Origin of the sequence: Rhodoferax sp. TH121 (genome assembly GCF_002251855.1) — a bacterium.
GTDB lineage: Bacteria > Pseudomonadota > Gammaproteobacteria > Burkholderiales > Burkholderiaceae_C > Allorhodoferax.
This window is the reverse complement of the sequence record NZ_NOXW01000021.1, coordinates 774,056-793,336: the sequence shown is the minus strand read 5'-3', so window position 1 is coordinate 793,336 and position 19,281 is coordinate 774,056. Positions and strand designations below refer to the sequence as shown.

The 19,281-nt window shown below is 60.7% G+C and carries 14 protein-coding genes and 2 tRNA genes; 6 read left to right on the top strand and 10 right to left on the bottom strand.

Going from position 1 to position 19,281, the window contains the following annotated elements:
- Window positions 1-18: 18 nt before the first annotated feature.
- From ligA to smc, 3 genes are read right to left on the bottom strand one after another with little or no spacing between them, the layout of a single operon-like run.
- Window positions 19-2,109 (bottom strand): NAD-dependent DNA ligase LigA, encoded by a 2,091-nt coding sequence (ligA, locus tag CHU94_RS13765; protein ID WP_094480754.1) that lies wholly within the window; start codon window positions 2,107-2,109, stop codon window positions 19-21.
- A 15-nt stretch (window positions 2,110-2,124) separates the two neighbouring features.
- Window positions 2,125-3,165: a cell division protein ZipA C-terminal FtsZ-binding domain-containing protein gene (locus tag CHU94_RS13760; RefSeq protein WP_094480752.1), complete on the bottom strand. Its 1,041-nt coding sequence runs from the start codon at window positions 3,163-3,165 to the stop codon at window positions 2,125-2,127.
- 43 nt (window positions 3,166-3,208) lie between these two features.
- Window positions 3,209-6,724, bottom strand: coding sequence for a chromosome segregation protein SMC (gene smc, locus CHU94_RS13755; protein ID WP_094480750.1), 3,516 nt, complete (start codon window positions 6,722-6,724; stop codon window positions 3,209-3,211).
- A gap of 213 nt (window positions 6,725-6,937) precedes the next feature.
- On the opposite strand from smc, the gene dapC reads away from it, so the two are divergent.
- The 6 genes from dapC (at window position 6,938) to CHU94_RS13725 (ending at window position 14,597) form a co-directional block, all read left to right on the top strand.
- On the top strand, window positions 6,938-8,155 hold the full coding sequence (gene dapC / locus CHU94_RS13750; protein WP_094480748.1) for a succinyldiaminopimelate transaminase: 1,218 nt from the start codon (window positions 6,938-6,940) through the stop codon (window positions 8,153-8,155).
- Window positions 8,156-8,189: 34 nt separating this feature from the next.
- Complete coding sequence (gene dapD, locus CHU94_RS13745; RefSeq protein WP_094480746.1) at window positions 8,190-9,014, top strand: 2,3,4,5-tetrahydropyridine-2,6-dicarboxylate N-succinyltransferase; 825 nt, start codon at window positions 8,190-8,192, stop codon at window positions 9,012-9,014.
- Window positions 9,015-9,044: 30 nt separating this feature from the next.
- Window positions 9,045-10,211, top strand: a complete 1,167-nt coding sequence (locus CHU94_RS13740) for a PilT/PilU family type 4a pilus ATPase (RefSeq protein WP_094480744.1) — start codon at window positions 9,045-9,047, stop codon at window positions 10,209-10,211.
- On the top strand, window positions 10,211-11,401 hold the full coding sequence (dapE, locus tag CHU94_RS13735) for a succinyl-diaminopimelate desuccinylase (RefSeq protein ID WP_094480742.1): 1,191 nt from the start codon (window positions 10,211-10,213) through the stop codon (window positions 11,399-11,401). The genes CHU94_RS13740 and dapE overlap by 1 nt, the downstream gene beginning before the upstream one ends.
- A complete protein-coding gene (gene prmB, locus CHU94_RS13730) occupies window positions 11,398-12,288 on the top strand; it encodes a 50S ribosomal protein L3 N(5)-glutamine methyltransferase (RefSeq protein WP_094480740.1) in 891 nt (296 codons plus the stop codon). The genes dapE and prmB overlap by 4 nt, the downstream gene beginning before the upstream one ends.
- 368 nt (window positions 12,289-12,656) lie before the next feature.
- Window positions 12,657-14,597: an ABC-F family ATP-binding cassette domain-containing protein gene (locus tag CHU94_RS13725; protein ID WP_094480738.1), complete on the top strand. Its 1,941-nt coding sequence runs from the start codon at window positions 12,657-12,659 to the stop codon at window positions 14,595-14,597.
- A gap of 111 nt (window positions 14,598-14,708) precedes the next feature.
- Here CHU94_RS13725 and CHU94_RS13720 read toward each other — a convergent pair.
- The 7 genes from CHU94_RS13720 to CHU94_RS13690 form a co-directional block, all read right to left on the bottom strand.
- A tRNA-Lys gene (locus CHU94_RS13720) sits at window positions 14,709-14,784 on the bottom strand.
- A gap of 18 nt (window positions 14,785-14,802) precedes the next feature.
- A tRNA-Lys gene (locus CHU94_RS13715) sits at window positions 14,803-14,878 on the bottom strand.
- 45 nt (window positions 14,879-14,923) lie between these two features.
- Complete coding sequence (locus CHU94_RS13710; RefSeq protein ID WP_094480736.1) at window positions 14,924-15,718, bottom strand: ThiF family adenylyltransferase; 795 nt, start codon at window positions 15,716-15,718, stop codon at window positions 14,924-14,926.
- 23 nt (window positions 15,719-15,741) lie between these two features.
- Window positions 15,742-16,536, bottom strand: coding sequence for a tol-pal system protein YbgF (gene ybgF, locus CHU94_RS13705; RefSeq protein WP_094480734.1), 795 nt, complete (start codon window positions 16,534-16,536; stop codon window positions 15,742-15,744).
- Window positions 16,537-16,539: 3 nt separating this feature from the next.
- Window positions 16,540-17,079, bottom strand: coding sequence for a peptidoglycan-associated lipoprotein Pal (pal, locus tag CHU94_RS13700; RefSeq protein ID WP_094480732.1), 540 nt, complete (start codon window positions 17,077-17,079; stop codon window positions 16,540-16,542).
- 25 nt (window positions 17,080-17,104) lie between these two features.
- Complete coding sequence (tolB, locus tag CHU94_RS13695; protein WP_094480730.1) at window positions 17,105-18,370, bottom strand: Tol-Pal system beta propeller repeat protein TolB; 1,266 nt, start codon at window positions 18,368-18,370, stop codon at window positions 17,105-17,107.
- A 7-nt stretch (window positions 18,371-18,377) separates the two neighbouring features.
- On the bottom strand, window positions 18,378-19,232 hold the full coding sequence (locus tag CHU94_RS13690; RefSeq protein WP_094480728.1) for a glycosyltransferase family 2 protein: 855 nt from the start codon (window positions 19,230-19,232) through the stop codon (window positions 18,378-18,380).
- Window positions 19,233-19,281: the final 49 nt, after the last annotated feature.

The window sequence follows — 19,281 nt, the reverse complement described above, 5'->3', positions numbered from 1 at the left end:
CCGCAGGGTCAGGCCAGCTCACGCGGGCTGGGCTTGCAACAAGGCCAGCATGGCGGCCTCATCCAGCACCGGCACACCCAGCTCCTGCGCTTTGTCGAGCTTGCTGCCAGCCTCAGCGCCAGCCACCACATAGCTGGTTTTCTTGCTGACTGAGCCGGCCACCTTGGCGCCAGCGGCTTCCAGCAGGTCTTTGGCTTGGTCGCGGCTCAGCGTGGGAAAAGTGCCAGTCAGCACAAAAGTCTTGCCAGCGAGGGGCTTGGGCGCTTGGGCTGCTGCTTCGCCTTCTTCCCAGATTACGCCGCAAGCGCGCAACTGCTCCACCACCTCGCGGTTGTGCGGCTGGGCAAAGAAGGTGTGCAGGCTCTTGGCGACGATGGGGCCTACGTCGTTCACCGCCAGCAGTTGCTCTTCGCTCGCGTCCATGATGGCGTCCAGCGTGCCGAAGTGGCGCGCCAAGTCCTTGGCCGTAGCCTCTCCGATATGACGGATGCCCAGGCCAAACAGAAAACGCGGCAGCGTGGTCTGTTTGGACTTCTCCAGCGCGTCGACGATATTCTGGGCCGACTTCTCGGCCATGCGCTCCAGCGCGGCCAACGTGCTCAGGCCCAACTTGTAAAGGTCGGGCAGCGTGCGGATGGTGTTGCTCTCCACCAGCTGGTCCACCAGTTTTTCACCCAGTCCTTCCACCTCCACCGCGCGGCGCTGCGCGTAGTGCAAGATGGCCTGCTTGCGCTGCGCCGGGCAAAACAGGCCGCCGCTGCAGCGGTGGTTCATCTCGGTCTTTTCGCGCACCACCTCGCTGCCGCAGATGGGACAGATGCGGGGCATGCGGAAGTTGGGCACATACGCCTGCCGCACGGCTGCCACCACCCCCACGACTTCAGGAATCACATCGCCCGCGCGGCGCACGATCACACGATCGCCCACACGCGCCTTCTTGCGCCGCAGCTCAAACAGGTTATGCAGCGTGGCGTTGCTGACCGTAGTGCCGCCCACAAACACCGGCTCCAGACGCGCCACCGGCGTGAGCTTGCCAGTGCGGCCTACCTGCACGTCGATACCCAACACCGTGGTGATCTGCTCCTGCGCCGGGTATTTGTGCGCCACGGCCCAGCGGGGCTCGCGCGTCACAAAACCCAGCTGACGCTGCAGAGCCAGGCTGTTGACCTTGTAGACCACGCCATCAATGTCGAAAGGCAGTTGGTCGCGCGCGGCTCCAATGCGCCGGTGATACGCTATTAATTCAGGAGCGCCTTGCGCAGTATCCACCTGGCCTGCCACCGGAAAACCCCATGATTTGAGGGTTTGCAGCATGGCGAAATGGGTAGAAAACGCCGGGCCGCCCTGCTCCGCTGGCGTCACCTCGCCCAGGCCATAGGCAAAAAAGCTTAGAGGTCGCTGCGCTGCTATGCCTGGGTCCAGCTGGCGCACAGCACCTGCCGCCGCGTTGCGCGGGTTCACAAAGGTTTTTTCACCTTTATCGCGCTGCTTCTCGTTCATGGCCTCGAAGTCGTCGCGCCGCATGTAGACCTCACCGCGTACTTCCAGCACAGGGGGCACGCCCTCGCCTTGGAGCTTGAGGGGAATCTGGCCAATCGTGCGGATGTTCTGCGTCACGTCTTCACCGTACTCGCCATCGCCACGCGTGGCCGCCTGCACCAGCACGCCCTGCTCATAACGCAGGCTCATGGCCAGGCCGTCGAACTTGAGTTCGGTCACGTACTCCACGGACGCATCGGCGTCCGTCAACTCCAGCTCCTTGCGCACGCGGGCGTCAAAGGCTTCGGCGCCGGTGGACTCGGTGTCGGTCTCGGTACGGATGCTAAGCATGGGTACCACATGGCGCACGGTGGCAAACGCATCCAGCGGCTTGCCGCCCACACGCTGGGTAGGCGAATCGGGTGTCAGCCATTCGGGGTGCGCCGCCTCCAGCGCCTGCAGTTCACGGAACAAGCGGTCGTATTCCGCATCAGGAATTTGCGGAGTGTCCAGCACGTAGTACTGGTGCGCATGGTGGTGCAGCTGGGCGCGCAGCGCCAGCAGGCGGTCGTGGTCCGATGGAGGGGCCGGCGTGGCCGGCTCGGAAGAAAACAAGTCCAGCGTAGCCATGGGATGCGGGAGGATTTAGCTGAAGAGGCGGCGTGCCAGCGGCGAACCTGCGGCCAAGTCACGCTGCTCCAGCGTGTCGTACAGGGTATGCAACTCGGTACCGATCACGTCCATGGTCTGCGCTGCCAGAGGCTGGCCGTTGTCGTCAGTGACCACGCCTTCCATCGCCTGCGCCAGCGCTGCAGCGGACTCGCGCATGCGTTCAAACGCATGTTCAGCCCGGTCCACCTGCGCCACATCCAGATGCAGGCTGATGTCGCGGATGGCCGATTGGGCGGGGTCGTCAGCCAGCGCGGCCTGCGAGTCAAAGCCCAGCACCAGCACCGGAGGCAAGCCTTCTTGCGACGCGGGCAGCACCATGCGCCCGGGAATCACACCGGGCACAAAGCCCAGGCGCGCGGCGTTTTGGTGGATGTAGCCCGGGCTCCACGATGCATTGCGAGCGCGGATGGTGAAGCCCAGCTGTGCATCGTGCGCGCTGGCAAACTGGTCCAACTCACGGGCACGCGCCACCTCATCCAGCATCTCGGGGAATTCGGGGGTGGCGTTGATGGCGTCGGCAAAGGCCTGGGTCTTGACCACGAACTCGGAATACTCAATCTCGTTGAGCGCGCCCGAGCGGTTGGCCAGTTGCACCCCAGCCTGGAAGCCGCCGTAACGCTGGCCGGGCAAGGGAGCTTCCCACACCAGGGAGTTCAGGTTGTAGCCTTCGATGGAGAAGGGTTTGGTGCCCGCCCGGCGCGTGGCCGGCATGGCCGCCAGCGCGGCCTCGCCGGACACCGCGGAAACGCTGGGGTCCAGCGCCACCGTGGCGATCACGTCGATGAGCGAATCCATGACCGGACGGCGTGGCGGCTGCGGCAGCGAAAACGCAGGCGTGTCCAAGTCGATCTCCGACAAGGTGGGTTCTTGGTCGGACAGGGCAGCGCCGTCGAGGGAAGGTTCGGGTTGGGCCTGGCGTGGGGCGTTGCGGCGCGAGGTCCAGGTGCTGTGGGCGACCACCGCAGCCAGCACAACGCCGCCTGCGATAGCCAGTCCGATTTGCAGAGTACTCATGGTGGGTTCTTGTCGGTTGTGCTGGGAATGCGTGGCCTGTGTGTCAGGCCAGCTCCGCCAGATGGACCGCGGACTCCATGTCCACGGCCACGATACGGGAAACGCCCTGCTCCTGCATGGTCACGCCAATCAGTTGCTCAGCCATTTCCATGGCGATCTTGTTGTGGCTGATGAACAGGAACTGGGTGCCTTTGCTCATGCTGGAGACCAGCTTGGCGTAGCGCTCAGTGTTGGCGTCGTCCAGCGGCGCATCCACCTCGTCCAGCAAGCAGAACGGCGCAGGGTTGAGTTGGAAAATGGCAAACACCAGCGCAATCGCGGTCAGCGCCTTTTCGCCGCCGGATAGCAGGTGGATGGTTTGGTTCTTTTTGCCGGGCGGCTGGGCAATCACCTGCACGCCGGAGTCCAGAATTTCGTCACCGGTGATCACCAGACGCGCATTGCCGCCACCAAATAGCTCGGGGAACATGCGGCCAAAGTGGGCGTTGACCTGGTCGAAGGTGCCGGACAGCAACTCGCGCGTCTCGGCGTCGATTTTGCGGATTGCGTCTTCCAGTGTGTTCATGGCCTGGGTCAGGTCCACGTTTTGCATGTCCAGGAACTGCTTGCGCTCGCGCGCGGCGGCGAGCTCTTCCAGCGCAGCCAAGTTCACGGCGCCCAGCGCAGCAATCTCGCGATGCAGCCGGTCAATATCGCCCTGCATGCCGAACAGGCGCACATTGCCGTCCTTGATGCTTTGCTCGATGGCTTCCAGGTCGGCCTGCGCATCGACAAGCTGGGCCTCAAACTGCTCGAAGCCCAAGCGCGCAGCCTGCTCCTTGAGCTGGAATTCAGTGATGCGCGAACGCAGTGGTTCGAGCTCACGCTCCAGCTGCATGCGGCGCTCGTCGCTGGCGCGAAGCTTGGCAGTCAGGTCGTCGTATTCGCTGCGCTTGGCTCCCAAGGCCTGTTCGCGCTCCAGCTTGAGCGCCAGCGCGTTTTGCAGGCCCGCCTGGGCTGCGGCATCGGTCAAGCGGGTCAGTTCGTCTTGCGCACGCTGCTCCTCAGAGGCGATGCTCTGCGTTTGCTGTGCTGCGGTTTCAATGGCACGGGAGAGTTCTGCATTGCGGGCCTGCAGGCTCTTTTGTGCAAAAACGGCTTCTTGCGCCTGGCGTTCCAGTGTGCGCTGCTGTTCACGGCACTGCACCAGCTTGCGCTGGCCTTCAATCACACGTTCCTCCAACTGGGCGTGGCGCTCTTGGCTGTCGGCCAACTGCATGTCCAGCGATTCAAAGCGCGCTTCGGCCTCTACGCGGCGCTCTTGCAGGTCGTCGAGCTGGGCTTCCACCTCGGCCATGTCCGACTCGATCTGCGCGCTGCGCGCACGCGTCTGCTCCAGGATTTGTGTGAGGCGCAAAGTCTCCACCTGCAATTCGTGGGCGCGGCTTTGCGTTTCGGCGGCTTCCCGGCGCACACCAACCAGACGCTGGGCACTTTCGGCATAAGCGCTCTCAGCACGGGCCAGCGCCACGCGAGATTCGTCAGCAATCAGCTGCTGAGCACGCAGCTGTTTTTCCAGATTTTCAATCTCTTGCGCGCGCGCCAGCAAGCCCGCCTGCTCGCTGTCCTGCGCGTAGAAGCTCACGCTGTGGGCCGTCACCACGTGGCCGGATTTGAGGTAAATGCTTTCACCGCCCTGCAGCTTGTCGCGCTGGGCCAGGGCATCTTCAAAGCTGCCAGCGGTGTAGCAGCCCTGCAACCAGTCGGTCAACACGGCTTTCTGGCCGGCATCGTTGACACGCAGCAGGTCCGACAGACGCGGCAGGCTGCCAGTGCGTTCGGGCACGGCGGCTTGGGGCGGGCTGTAGAAGGCCAGCTTGGCCGGTGGCGCATCCACCGCAAAGGCACGCAACATTTCCAGGCGGGACACTTCCAGCGCGCCCAAGCGTTCGCGTAACGCGCCTTCCAGCGCGTTTTCCCAACCCTGCTCAATATGGATGCGGGTCCACAAACCCTGCAGGTGGCCCAACCCGTGTTTGGCCAGCCAGGGTTGCAGCTTGCCGTCGGTCTTTACTTTCTCTTGCAGGGCCTTCAGTGCTTCCAGCCGGGCGGAAAAATCGGCCTGCTTGGCAGATTCGTCGTTGACCGTGTGCTGCTGGGCGCGGCGGGCTTCATCGAGCTGCGGCACTGATTCCTGCAGCTCTTGCAAGCGGGCATCGGCGATCTGGTTGGCTTCCTGGGCGGCTTCCAGCTGTTCTTGCAGGTTTACCAAGCGCGCCTCATCCGGGGCAGACAGCGCGTTGCGGTCGGCCATGAGACGGTCACGGCGCGTGCTGAGCTGGCGGCTTTGTTCTTCAATGTTGCGCTGCTCGGCGGCCAGCACCTGGATCTGCTGCTGCACCTGGGTGACGGCGCTGCGCTGCTCGTTGGCGGTGGTCTGGGCGCGGGCCACGGCGTCTTCCAGCTCGGGCAGCTGCAGGGCCTGCTCTTCCACTTGGGCGGCCAGCAACTCGGTCTGTTCTTCGCCCAAGGCGGCCAGTTCGGCCAGGCGTTCAATTTCGGCCTGCGCATCGTCACGGCGCACCGCCCATTCAGCGACCTGCGCCTTCAGTGTGGCCAGGCGTTGCTCCACGCGCTGGCGACCTTCGACCACAAAACGGATTTCGGCTTCCAGCCGGCCCACATCGGTGCTGGCTTCGTACAGCAAGCCCTGGGCCTGATTCACCTGATCGCCCGCCGCATAATGGGCCTGGCGCACGGTTTCCAGATCGGCTTCGATGTGGCGCAAATCGGCCATGCGCGATTCGAGCGCATTGACGGCAGCCAGCCCTTCGGACTGCACCTTGGCTTGGTCGGCCAGCGCTTCCGCGCGCTTCAGAAACCACTGCTGGTGCTGCTTTTGGGTGACGTCAGCCTGCAAGGCGTTGTACTTCTGGGCCACTTCGGCCTGCTTTTCCAGACGCTCCAAGTTGGTGCCCAGCTCGCGCAGGATGTCTTCCACCCGCGTCAGGTTCTCGCGCGTGTCGGAAAGGCGGTTCTCGGTCTCTCTGCGGCGCTCTTTGTACTTGGAGACACCCGCCGCTTCCTCGAGGAACAAGCGCAGCTCTTCGGGCTTGGACTCAATGATGCGGCTGATGGTGCCCTGGCCGATGATGGCGTAGGCGCGCGGGCCCAGGCCAGTACCCAGAAACACATCCTGCACGTCGCGGCGGCGCACGGGCTGGTTGTTGATGAAATAGCTGCTGGTTCCGTCACGCGTCAGCACGCGCTTGACGGCAATTTCACCAAACTGGCCCCACTGTCCGCCAGCACGGTGGTCGGCATTGTCGAACACCAGCTCCACGCTAGAACGGCTGGCCGGCTTGCGCGTGGTGGTGCCGTTGAAGATCACGTCCTGCATGGACTCGCCACGCAATTCCGACGCTTTGCTCTCGCCCAGCACCCAACGCACCGCATCCATGATGTTGGACTTGCCGCAGCCATTGGGCCCCACCACGCCCACCAGTTGCCCTGGCAGCAGGAAGTTGGTGGGCTCCGCGAAGGACTTGAAGCCGGATAACTTGATGGAATTGAGACGCACGGGCGGGTGGTATCTGCTCTAAGCAGTTGATTTCATTGAATTAATCAGTCAGCGGTGACTGAGGAAAGGCCCCCGATGATACTGTGTCGCACGCGTGGTGGCCGCTATGGCGCCACGGGTAAACGTTACAGCATGAAAACCGCCGCCATGCCTGCGCGCTACGGGGCGGCTCATGGCCGGACGCACTGGGGACTCGGGGGATAATGCCGCCCCATGAACCCGAATTTGTCGCGCCTGCAGGCCTACCCCTTTGAACGCCTGCGCCAGCTGTTCTCCACCGTCACCCCCAACCCCGCCTACCGCCCCATCAGCCTGGGCATTGGAGAACCCCGCCACCCCACGCCCGACCTCATCAAGGACGCCTACTGCGACGCGATCCGCAGCGCAGACGGCGGCTTGTCGGTCTACCCGGCCACCACCGGTGACACCAAGTTGCGCAATTCCGTGGTGCGCTGGCTGCAGCGCCGTTATGGCCTGCAGCTCGATGCGGCCAGCCAGGTGTTGCCCATCAACGGCTCGCGCGAAGCGCTGTTTGCCTTTGCCCAGACGGTCGTGAACCCCGAGAAGACTGGCACGACTGGCCCCGTGCAAGTCGTGTGCCCCAATCCCTTCTACCAAATTTACGAGGGCGCGGCCCTGCTCTGCGGTGCCCAGCCCTACTTCGTGCCCTCGGTGCCCGAGCGCAACTTTGCGCAGGACTGGGACAGTGTGCCGGCCGAGGTATGGGCCCATACCCAACTGCTGTATGTGTGCTCGCCTGGCAATCCGGCTGGCGCGGTGATGCCGCTGTCGGAATGGAAAAAGCTGTTTGCGCTGAGCGACCAGTACGGCTTTGTGATTGCGTCGGACGAGTGCTACAGCGAGATCTACTTCCGCGACGAACCCCCGCTTGGCGGGCTGGAAGCAGCAGCCAAATTGGGCCGCAGCGACTTCAAGAACCTGGTGTCCTTCACCAGCCTATCCAAGCGCAGCAACGTGCCGGGCATGCGCAGCGGCTTCTGCGCAGGTGATGCCAAGCTCATCAAGCAATTTCTGCTCTACCGCACCTACCACGGCAGCGCCATGAGCATGGTGGTGCAAACCGCCAGCGCCGCCGCCTGGGACGACGAGGTCCACGTGGTGGACAACCGCGCCCAGTACCGCGAAAAATTTGCGCAGGTCACGCCAATGCTGGCTGAGGTGATGGATGTCGCCCTTCCGGACGCGGGCTTCTACCTGTGGGCCAAGGTCCAAGGCAGCGACACTGACTTCGCGCGCGACCTGCTCGCTCAATACAATGTGACCGTCTTGCCCGGAAGCTACCTGGCCCGCGAGGCCCATGGCAGCAACCCGGGCGCGCAGCGCATCCGCATGGCGCTGGTGGCCGAAGCTGCCGAGTGTGTGGAAGCCGCGCAGCGCATCGTCCAGTTTGTGAAATCCCGCGTTTCCTGAGTCTTTCAACCCCTTTTCCCCTCTGAAGAGCCCTATGAGCCAACAACTGCAAACCGTTATCGAAGCCGCGTGGGAAGACCGCGCCAACATCTCCGTCGCCTCTGCTTCCGCCGAAGTGCGCGATGCTGTGGAACATGTGCTCAACGAACTGGACGCAGGCCGCCTGCGCGTGGCCACCCGCGAAGGCGTGGGCCAGTGGACCACCCACCAGTGGATCAAGAAGGCCGTGCTGCTGTCCTTCCGCTTGAAAGACAACGAAGTGATCCAGTCCGGCGACCTGGGCTTTTACGACAAGGTGCCCACGAAGTTTGCCGGCATGAGCGCCGAAGCCCTCAAAGCCACCGGTGTGCGCGTGGTGCCCCCGGCCGTGGCACGCCGTGGCAGCTTCCAGGGCAAGGGCGTGATCCTGATGCCGTCCTACTGCAACATCGGCTCCTATGTGGACGAGGGCACCATGGTCGACACCTGGGCCACCGTGGGCTCCTGCGCACAGATCGGCAAGCACGTGCACCTGTCCGGCGGCGTGGGCATTGGTGGCGTGCTGGAACCCATGCAAGCCGGCCCCACCATCATTGAAGACAACTGCTTTGTGGGCGCGCGCTCCGAAGTGGTGGAAGGCGTGATCGTGGAAGAGAACTCGGTAATCTCCATGGGCGTTTACATCGGCCAAAGCACTCCCATTTACGACCGTGCGACCGACACCGTGAGCTATGGCCGCATCCCCGCGGGTTCTGTGGTGGTCAGCGGCAGCCTGCCCAAGGGCGACGGCAAGTACAGCATGTACGCCGCCATCATCGTCAAGAAGGTGGACGCCAAGACCCGGTCGACCACCAGCCTGAACGACTTGCTGCGCGACTAAACCGTAGACTTGTTCCAAGAGAGGTACGCCATGGCCACCACCACGCCCCAACCATCCGGAACGATGGAACGCATTCTTCGCCTGATGAGCGAAAAGAAAGCGTCGGATGTGTACTTGTCAGCCCATGCGCCTGCGCTGATCAAGATCAATGGCCAGTGCGTACCGATCAATAGCCAGACCCTGCCGGCCGATGCCCCGCGCAACCTGCTGGCCGAGGTGCTGCCTGCGGAGCAGATCGCCCAGCTGGAAGCCGAGGGTGAGCTCAATGTGGGCTTTCCCATGGCGGGCGTCGGCCGTTTCCGCGTCAGCGCCATGCGCCAGCGCGGCTCTATTGCCGCAGTGATCCGCTACATCGCTGTGGACGTCCCTTCCTTGGCGAGCCTGCAGCTTCCGCCGGTGCTGGGCGACTTGATCATGGAAAAACGTGGACTGCTGCTGATGGTGGGCGCCACCGGTGCGGGCAAGAGCACCACGCTGGCGTCGATGATGGACTACCGCAATGAGAATGTGTCGGGACACATCCTGACCATCGAAGACCCGGTGGAATTTTTGTTCAAGAACAAGAAGTCCGTGGTCAACCAGCGCGAGATCGGCACGGACACCGCCTCTTTGCAGGTGGCGCTGAAAAATGCGCTGCGCCAGGCCCCTGACGTGATTCTGATCGGAGAAATCCGCGACCGCGAAACGATGTCCGCTGCCGTGGCCTACGCACAATCGGGCCACCTGTGTCTGGCCACCATGCACGCCAACAACAGTTATCAGGCGCTGAACCGCATCTTGAGTTTTTATCCGGTGGAGGTGCGCCCCACCATGCTGGGGGACCTCGCTGCGGCCTTGCGCGCCATTGTGTCTCAGCGCCTGCTACGCACCACTACGGGCACACGCATACCCGCTGCCGAGGTCTTGCTCAATACCAAGCTGATTGCCGAATTGATTGAGAAAGGCGACTTCTCAGGGGTGCGCGAAGCCATGGAAAAATCCATGGCCGAAGGCTCGCAGACCTTTGAGTACGACATTGCCCGCCTGATTTTGGAAGGATCGGTCGATCGCAAAGAAGGCCTTGCCCACGCCGACTCGCCCACCAACCTGCTGTGGCGTCTGCAAAACGACTTCACCAAAGCCGCCAAGCCGGCCGCTGCGATGGAGGAGGACGAAGAGGCCTCATTCACCGAAATTACCCTGGATGTGAAGCACTGATGACAAATACACTGCAGCTCACCGAGCAGCTGCTTTCCATGGCGTCGGTCACGCCCAGCGACGGCGGTTGCCAAGCCCTGATTGCCCAGCGCCTGGCCCCTTTGGGCTTTGTGTGCGAGACGATGGAGAGTGGTCCCACCGACTTTCGCGTCACGAATTTATGGGCAAAACGCATTGCAGAACCCGTCAATACTGCGCAATCAGCTACAAAAACAATAGCGCCCAAAACTCTGGTGTTTGCCGGCCATACCGACGTGGTGCCCACTGGCCCTCTCGCGCAGTGGGACAGCGCCCCTTTTGTGCCCACGCACCGTGACGGCAAGCTGTTCGCCCGCGGCGCCAGCGACATGAAGACGTCACTGGCGGCTTTTGTGGTGGCCATCGAAGAGTTTTTGGCGGCCACCCCCGACCCGCAACTTAACATCGCGCTGCTGCTGACCAGCGACGAAGAAGGCCCGGCCAACGATGGCACCGTCGTCGTCTGCAATACGCTCAAGGCCCGTGGCGAGGTGCTGGACTATTGCATCGTGGGCGAGCCCACGTCCGTCGAGCGCACCGGCGACATGATCAAGAATGGCCGGCGCGGCACCATGAGCGGCAAGCTCACGATCAAAGGCGTGCAGGGCCACATTGCCTACCCGCATCTGGCCAAAAACCCCATCCACCTGGCAGCGCCTGCGCTGGCCGAACTGGTGGGCATCGAGTGGGACCAGGGCAACGACTTCTTTCCGCCCACGACCTGGCAGGTCAGCAACATCCATGGTGGCACGGGGGCGAGCAACGTCATCCCCGGCCATGTGGTGATCGACTTCAACTTCCGTTTCTCCACCGAGTCCACGCCCGAGTCCTTGCAAAAGCGGCTGGCCAGCGTATTGGAAAAGCATGAGCTGGAATACGACCTGGCCTGGACCGTGGGCGGCCTGCCCTTCCTGACCACGCCGGGCACGCTGGTGGACGCAGTGCGCGACGCCATCCGCTCGGAGACTGGCATCGACACCCAGCTGTCCACCACGGGCGGTACGAGCGACGGGCGCTTTATCGCCCAGGTGTGCCCCCAAGTCATCGAGCTGGGCCCGCCCAACGCGACCATTCACAAGATCAACGAATTTGTGGCGGTTGCGGATATCGAGCCGCTGAAGAATATCTACCGCCAGGTGCTGGTGAATCTGAACCGTCAGGCGCAGGCATGACCTTGGCCGAACTGGTGGCGCAAGCCGCCCAGCAGCTCACAGACGCCCACGTCTCCTTTGGCCATGGCACGACCAACGCGCGCGACGAAGCGGCATGGCTGGTGCTGCACGCCGTGGGCTTGCCGCTGGATACGCCACTGGACCCCGGTGATTTGGAATCAAATCGGCCTGTAGCCCCCGAGGAATATGCGCGAGCAGCTACTCTTTTAGGAGCGCGCATCAGCACACGCAAACCGGCAGCGTATCTGACGAACGAAGCCTGGCTTCAGGGTGTGCCTTTTTATGTGGACGAGCGCGTCATCGTGCCACGATCTTTGATTGCCGAGCTGCTGATGGATGGCAGCATTGACTATTGGCTGAAAGAAAGCACGCACCGGGTGCTGGATCTGTGCACCGGCAATGGCAGCCTGGGGATTCTGGCGGCGATGGTGTATCCCGAAGTGGAAGTCACCGGTGCCGACATTTCCGCCGATGCACTGGCCGTGGCACGCATCAATGTGGACAAACACCAGTTGGTAGACCGTGTGCAATTGGTGGCGTCTGACGGACTGACTGCTGTCCAGGGACCGTTCGACCTGATCCTGTGCAACCCGCCTTATGTGAATGCCCAGAGCATGGCCGCCTTGCCCGCCGAGTATCTGGCCGAGCCGTTTATCGCCTTGGATGGCAACCAGGCTGGTGGCAGTGGCGACGGTATGGACTTTGTGCGCGTGCTGCTGAAGCAGGCGCCTGCTCATATGGCGGACGACGCCGTGTTGGTGCTGGAGATTGGCAATGAGCGGCCTTTTTTTGAGGCTGCGTTTCCTGAGTTGGAAGTGGTGTGGCTGGAAACCAGCGCCGGGGAAGACCAAGTATTGCTGGTGACCAAGGAGGCTTTGCTGCTTTAGCGCCTTGGCGCTGGGCTTAGGTGCTGAGCACGCAACAGGCCAGAGGCAGGGAGCTCCGTTCCTGTCACCCGGCCTTCGGCCTCCTCCTTGACCTCACTGCGCCACCTGCCCCTACCCTGCTGCTACGAAGAATTTTCCTTAGGGCGCAAAAAGTGCCGCGCTGAAGATGGTGGATGGGGTGTTCGAGCGTAGGCGCTGTTCGCGGTTGCCACAGAGCGACCTGACCAACCAAGGCATTAACGAAAAAACAGAAGCGAACTAAGCGTGTTCGCCCGCGAGATGCACCGGAGAACGGATACCCCGTCCGCCAGCCCTCGCCAACCTGCAGGTGAGATGTGCCTGAACAGACAGATAACTGAGTCAAAAGAATGATTACCCTGAAAAACGTCACCCTGCGCCGCAGCGCCAAGGTGCTTCTCGAAGGTGCTTCCGTCACCCTCAACCCTGGCGAAAAGGTCGGTCTGGTGGGCCGCAACGGCGCCGGCAAGTCCTCGCTGTTTGCGCTGCTCAACGGTAACCTGCATGAAGACGCCGGCGAGTACTACATCCCCGCGCAATGGCGCATGGGCCAGGTGGCCCAGGACATGCCAGAGACCGAGATGGGCGCCACCGCCTTTGTGGTCGAGGGCGATACCGTGCTAGGCGCCGCTCGTGCGGAAGTAGCCGCTGCCGAAGCGACCGATGACTACGACCGCATGGCCCATGCCTACACGGCCCTGCACGATGCGGGCGAGTACGACGCCCCGGCACGCGCACAGGCGTTGATTTTGGGCTTGGGTTTCAAGACCACCGAGCTGGACAAACCCGTCAACAGCTTCTCGGGCGGCTGGCGCATGCGCCTGCAGCTGGCCCGCGCCTTGATGTGCCCCAGCGATCTGCTGCTGCTGGACGAACCCACCAACCACTTGGACTTGGACGCGCTGGTCTGGCTCGAAGCCTGGCTCAAGAAGTACGAAGGCACCATGGTCGTCATCAGCCACGACCGGGAGTTTCTGGACGCGGTGACCAATGTGACCCTGCACATCGACATGGGCAAGCTGGTGCGCTACGGCGGCAACTACAGCAAGTTTGAGGACATGCGCGCAGAACAGATGGAGCTACAGCAAAACGCTTTTGCGAAGCAACAAGAAAAGATAGCCCACCTGCAGAAGTTCATTGCACGCTTCAAGGCCAAGGCCAGCAAAGCCAAACAGGCACAGAGCCGTGTGAAGGCGCTGGACCGCATGGAGAAAATTGCGCCGTTGATGGCCGAGGCCGAGTTCACCTTCGAATTCAAGGAGCCCGCCAACCTGCCCAACCCCATGCTGTCCATGCAGGGCGTGAGCTTTGGTTACCCGCCGCCCGAGGAGGCCCCCAAGGGCACGCCACCCACCACCATCGTGCACAACGTCAGCAAGTCGGTACTGGCCGGGCAACGTATTGGCATTTTGGGTGCCAACGGCCAGGGTAAATCGACGCTGGTGAAAACCGTGGCGCGCGATCTAGCGCCGCTAGGCGGTGAGGTGACCGAAGGCAAAGGATTGAACATCGGTTATTTCGCCCAGCAGGAGCTCGACGTGCTGCGGCCCGATGAATCCCCGCTAGAACACATGATCCGCTTGGTGCGCGAAATGACAGCCGCCGGCAAGATCACCGGCCAGCAAACGCGCGAGCAAGACTTGCGCAGCTTCCTGGGCACCTTCAATTTCAGCGGAGACATGGTCAAGCAAGCCGTGGGCAGCATGAGTGGCGGCGAAAAAGCCCGCTTGGTACTGTGCATGATTGTGTGGCAACGCCCCAACCTCCTATTGCTCGATGAGCCGACCAACCACCTGGACTTGGCGACCCGCGAAGCATTGGCCATGGCCCTGAACGAATTCGAAGGCACGGTGATGCTGGTTAGCCACGACCGTGCGCTGCTGCGCTCGGTCTGTGACGAGTTCTGGATGGTGTCGCGCGGCGGTGTGGAACCGTTTGACGGCGATCTGGACGACTACCAGCGCTACCTGCTCGACGAAGCCAAGCGCCAGCGCGAACTGGCAAAGGAAGAAGCCAAGACCGAGGCCGTGAAGCCTTCGAAGGCCCCCGTCGTGGCTGCCAAGGTGGGCCCTACGCCTGAAGCCCTGCGAAAGTGGAAGAAAGAACTCGCTCAGGTGGAGGAACGCCTAGCCACCCTGAACACTGAAGGCGCTGAACTGGAAGCCAAACTTTCCACCAACCCGCATCCATCCGTCATCGCAGAGACCGGCAAGCGGCTGAAGACGGTGAACGCCGAGCTGCAAGCGCTGGAAGAGCAGTGGCTGGAGCTGACGACCCAGATCGAGGGCTGAGGCAGACTACAGAGAGGGCGCCACGGCCCTTTCTTGTCGTAACGACAAGGGCAAGGGGCAAGAAAAAAGCCCCCTGTTTTGCAACAGGGGGCTTTCTGATTCCACATAGAGTGGTGGGAACTGAGAGATTCGAACTCTCGACCTACGGATTAAGAGTCCGCTGCTCTACCAGCTGAGCTAAATTCCCTTAAATCGTCAATAAACTTGGTGGGACCAGCGGGGGTCGAACCCACGACAAACGGATTAAAAGTCCGCTGCTCTACCAACTGAGCTATGGTCCCTACGGGGCAAACAACTTAAGTCACTTGATCCCGCGAAGCCTCAAATTATAGCGTGTTTTTTTCTTTCTTTGGCCGTTGCTGCGATATTTTGTCAATGATCCAGCCAGCGGCACACATACCAAAGGTGGCGGTCACTGTCACCAAAGAGCCATACCCATGGCAGTTGAGTGATCCATCGGACACTACTGCGCACGATGCATCGGGAGCAGCGACGGCCTCCTTACTGAAAACACAAGCGACATGTATTTTTTTGCCATTCTTGGGGGCCCCGTACTCCTTGCGCAGACGATAGCGAACCTGTGCTAGCAGAGGGTCATGCGTCGTCTCGCTCAAGTCTGCAATGTCAACCGCATGCGCGAGGCGCTTGCCACCTGCAGCCCCAACGGTCACGAACAGAGTGCGGGATTGGACCGCCCAAGCAGCCATCACCGCTTTGGTGCGTACTTGATCGCAAGCATCCAATACGGCATCCACGCCATCCGCGACGAGAGAAGCCCAATTGTCTGCATCAGCAAAAACGTCAAGACAACGGACTTCACACGCCGGGTTAATGAGGGAAATACGCTGCCGCATGGCCTCTATCTTGGCCATTCCCAGTGTCGAAGACAAGGCGTGGAGTTGGCGATTGATGTTGGATTCGGAGACATGGTCCATATCAACCAGGGTCAAGCGCCCCACACCGCTGCGGGCCAATGCCTCGGCAGCCCAAGAACCGACTCCGCCAATACCGACCACCATGACGTGGGCGTGACGCACCCGTTCTGCGGGAGTCACGCCCAACAAGCGGTCCAGGCCGGAAAAGCGGCGTGCCAGATCGGCAGACACCTCGCTATCGATCATCGGCAAACCGCTACCACATCGATTTACTTGAGACGAGCCAGACGCTCTTTGGCTGCAGCGGCGGCCTCAGTCCCCGCGTGCTTGGCCAACACCTCTTCCAAGGTCTTGCGCGCCCCCTTCACATCTTTACCTTCGAGCTGGCAGTTGGCAATCGCCAAAAGTGCCTCGGGGACACGCATATGGTCTGGGCTTTGCTGTACCAGCAAACGAAAATTGGCTTGCGCGTCTTTGTAGTCCTTGGTCGCATACTGTGCGTTGCCAAGCCAAAACAAGGCCGACGATCGATATCCGCTGGCGCTGTAGCGGTTCAAGAAATCTACAAATGCGGTCTGAGCGGCAGTGAAATCACCCCTGCGAAACACTGCCAACGCGGCTTCGAAATCGCGCTTCTCGGCAGGTTCGGCTGAGAACTCTCGACCATCCACACTTACACGGACAGGTTCTAACTTGCGGAGGCGCTCTTCCAGCGATTGCCCCGCATCTTTTTGCAGACGCTGAATGTCAGCAACGTCGCGCGCCAACTGCTCGCTTTGTCCGCGCAATTTGGCCATCTCCGAACGCATGGCCTCCAGTTGATTCTGCAAATCGAGCATGGCACGACGCAACTGAGCAGTTTCCTCAGAGGATCGCTTGGTTTCCGCGGCCAGTTTTTGCTCAGACTCTTGCCTGAGCACATCAATACGCTGCCGCAAGTCCAGGATCGCGCGGCGGGCCTCTTCGTCGTCAAACAAACCCGCGTACGCAAAACCAGCACACGCAGTCAAGGCGAACGCAATAACCCAGCGCCCACCAACTGAACCTAAACGCAGTAAGCGCATGGTTTAGCGGTAGCTGATTTCGGTGCGGCGATTCTTTTCCATCGCAGCTTCCGAATTGCCCAAGACCGCAGGCTTTTCCTTGCCAAAGCTCACAGCCTCCAATTGGCTATCGGCCACGCCTTGCAGCACCAGCGCCTTGCGCACCGCTTCAGAACGCTTCTGACCCAAGGCCAAGTTGTACTCACGGCCGCCGCGCTCGTCAGTATGGCCTTCCAAAGTCACCTTGCGAGCCTTGTCTGATTTCAGAAACTTAGCGTGTGCTTCGATGACGGACTGAAACTCGGGACGAATCACGAAACTGTCGTAATCAAAATACACCGTACGGGTCGTGGACTTCATCAAGGCATCCAGCTTGGCCTTCTCCAAATCCACCGAAGCTACGTCGCTCTTCGCGACACCGCTTCCGTCGATTTTCCCAGCATCTGTGGTGGTGCTCACAGTAGCGCCAGACTTGTCTTCCACTGGAACCTTGTCGAGCTTGACAGACGAGCCGCATGCGGTAAGAACCAATGCAACGGCCATGGACAAAACGATACGCTTCATTAAAAACTCCTTGTTAAATTTGAAATTACTTTTGGTAAGGGCCCCAGTCCGGTTCCCGAATATCACCATTTTGGCCCGCCAAGCGTGCCTTGATTTTCCCGTCCAAAGTGCTGGTCATCAGCGCCTCTCGCCCCTGTTGCAAGGTGGCATAAATAACCAACTTGCCATTGGGAGAAAAACTGGGATTTTCATCTGCAGTGGTATCTGTGATTGCACTCACCGCACCGGATGCAATATCCATCACGTGGAGCTTAAACGCCCCACTCACCCTGGAGATATAGGCCAACCATTTACCGTCGGGACTCACTGCGGGCGATATGTTGTAGGTGCCGGTAAAGGTCACGCGCTCCGGGTTTCCACCACTGACCGGCATTTTATAGATTTGCGGAGATCCTCCCCGGTCACTGACAAAGTAAATGGTTTTCCCGTCCGCTGTAAAGGCTGGCTCTGTGTCTATGGCGCTGGATTGCGCAAGCCTACGAGGCTCGCCGCCATTGGCATCCATCAGATAGAGCTGCGAACCACCATCACGACTCAAGGTGAGTGCAAGCGTTCGACCATCGGGAGACCAAGCTGGCGCACTGTTGGAGCCTTTGAAGTTAGCAACCAAGCGGCGTCGGCCAGTGGAAACATCGTGCACATAAACCACTGGTTTACGCGATTCAAACGACACGTAGGCGAGTTGGTTGCCGTTCGGAGCCCAAGAGGGCGAAATCACAGGCTCTGGGCTGTTAAGGGCGCTTTGTGCGTTCTCACCATCTGCATCTGCAACCCAGAGGTTGTAGCTGCTGCCAGCCTTGGTCACATACGCCAAACGTGTGGAAAATACACCTTTGTCCCCAGTTAGTTTTTCGTAGACAAAATCCGAGATCCTGTGGGCTGCGAGCCGCAGGTCCCCCGCAACAACTGCATGACTTTGGGCACCCAGATCTTGAGCGCGCACTGCATCCCACAAGCGAAAGCGCACATCGAAACGGCCATCCGCTAATCGCGTCACGCTGCCCGTCACAAAAGCATCCGCCCCCTTTTGGCGCCAAGCCGACATCTCCGGACGGGAGCCTTCATCCCACAGACCAGAGACACTCTCCGTGCCACGGAACTGGCCACTGCGTTCCAGATCAGCCATCACGATGGCCGACAGCTTTTGAGGGGAAGCATCTTCTCCCTTGAAGCTAGGAATGGCGACCGGGATCTGGGTCAAACCAACGCCCGAGACCTCTACCCGAAACTGTGCGCTCGCCTGCAGACTCACGACACAGGTGATGACTGCCAGCATAATTTTTTTCATCATCTTTCAATTATCCCCAACTGCGCACCACCACGTCGGCGGCGCCTTTGCTTTCTTGGTAACCAATGGTAGACCGCACTTGGCCAGAGGCCTGGCGCTGGCGAACCTTCGCGGCATTCACGCCCTCTTCTGTTCGGCTGGCTTCTGGATGCCACAGGTGATATACCTCTGTGGCACAAAATCCATTCTTACGAATCAAGCCAGCGTTGTGCAGGCGCAGCACAAAATCTGCATCCTCATGACCCCACCCCACAAAGGTCTCATCAAAGCCATTGACCTGCAAATAGTCAGATTTCCATAGCGCCATATTGCAACTGCGTATCCCTTTCCACACAAAATTGGCCTGCAGTCGATAAGCAAAGTCGGGTAATCGCAGCAAGCCCGTTAGCTTGCTTGCATCGCCCGACAATCGCTTGCCAAACCAATAAACCAAAGACTGAAAATGCAACGTTTCTGCGTGAACCAATAAGCGCTGAGTCAATCGCTCGCTCAGCAAAACCCGACTTCCGTTTACAAAACATCCAGCCTGCATTAGCGCCCGATGGCGTGCGATGAAATCCACCTCAGGGACACAATCACCATCTAACAACACCAGATACGGGCACTCGGCGACCGCAACTCCCAAATTTCTGACCTGGGACGCAGTAAAGCCGACATCGGGATGCCAAACATGGCGCACCGGGAATCGCTGGGACTCGCAGGCTTTTGCTATCTGATCCTGGTGGAACTGGGTCGATCCGTCGTCCGCAACAATGACCTCAAAATTCACATCTGTCTGATGACTCAGCCCTTCCAACACTATGGCCAGCGCATCGCTGCGGTTATAGGTGGTGATTACCACCGATATCGGATCGGAAGAAGACATTTTGGAATAGACTAGACCGCTCGCGCGGGGTGTCGACAACACTTTGGCT

Bases quoted from the DNA above. Each gene is read 5' to 3' on its own strand.
- ligA (WP_094480754.1), bottom strand. From the start codon at position 2,109: ATGGCTACGCTGGACTTGTTTTCTTCCGAGCCGGCCACGCCGGCCCCT.
- CHU94_RS13760 (WP_094480752.1), bottom strand. From the start codon at position 3,165: ATGAGTACTCTGCAAATCGGACTGGCTATCGCAGGCGGCGTTGTGCTG.
- dapC (WP_094480748.1), top strand. From the start codon at position 6,938: ATGAACCCGAATTTGTCGCGCCTGCAGGCCTACCCCTTTGAACGCCTG.
- dapD (WP_094480746.1), top strand. From the start codon at position 8,190: ATGAGCCAACAACTGCAAACCGTTATCGAAGCCGCGTGGGAAGACCGC.
- CHU94_RS13740 (WP_094480744.1), top strand. From the start codon at position 9,045: ATGGCCACCACCACGCCCCAACCATCCGGAACGATGGAACGCATTCTT.
- dapE (WP_094480742.1), top strand. From the start codon at position 10,211: ATGACAAATACACTGCAGCTCACCGAGCAGCTGCTTTCCATGGCGTCG.
- prmB (WP_094480740.1), top strand. From the start codon at position 11,398: ATGACCTTGGCCGAACTGGTGGCGCAAGCCGCCCAGCAGCTCACAGAC.
- CHU94_RS13725 (WP_094480738.1), top strand. From the start codon at position 12,657: ATGATTACCCTGAAAAACGTCACCCTGCGCCGCAGCGCCAAGGTGCTT.
- CHU94_RS13710 (WP_094480736.1), bottom strand. From the start codon at position 15,718: ATGATCGATAGCGAGGTGTCTGCCGATCTGGCACGCCGCTTTTCCGGC.
- ybgF (WP_094480734.1), bottom strand. From the start codon at position 16,536: ATGCGCTTACTGCGTTTAGGTTCAGTTGGTGGGCGCTGGGTTATTGCG.
- pal (WP_094480732.1), bottom strand. From the start codon at position 17,079: ATGAAGCGTATCGTTTTGTCCATGGCCGTTGCATTGGTTCTTACCGCA.
- tolB (WP_094480730.1), bottom strand. From the start codon at position 18,370: ATGATGAAAAAAATTATGCTGGCAGTCATCACCTGTGTCGTGAGTCTG.
- CHU94_RS13690 (WP_094480728.1), bottom strand. From the start codon at position 19,232: ATGTCTTCTTCCGATCCGATATCGGTGGTAATCACCACCTATAACCGC.